Raw genomic sequence first — 356 nt, 5'->3', positions numbered from 1 at the left:
CCTCAATCCCCTGAATGCCAGGAGAAGAGTTAACTTCCATCACAACCGGGCCATGATTCGATCGTAAAATATCGACACCGGCGACGTTCAGTCCCATGGTGCGTGCTGCCCGCACAGCCGTTGCCCGCTCATCCGGAGTGATCTTGATCAGACTGGCAGAGCCTCCCCGGTGCAGGTTGGAGCGGAATTCGCCATCGGCGGCCTGGCGCTTCATGGCGGCCACCACGCGGTCGCCAACAACAAAACAGCGAATATCAGCGCCACCGGCTTCCTGAATGAATTCTTGCACCATGATATTGGCTTTCAGCCCCATAAAGGCCTCGATAACACTTTCTGCGGCCTTGCGGGTTTCCGCC

Annotated in this window: 1 pseudogene; it reads right to left on the bottom strand. The window is 57.6% G+C overall.

The features are described from left to right. Positions 1-356: pseudogene (locus Q4563_RS17385) on the bottom strand (30S ribosomal protein S6--L-glutamate ligase); the annotation flags it as partial.

This window comes from Gilvimarinus sp. 1_MG-2023 (genome assembly GCF_030548285.1).
Note: the sequence above shows the minus strand (reverse complement) of the source record. Positions and strands in the feature narration are given on the sequence as shown.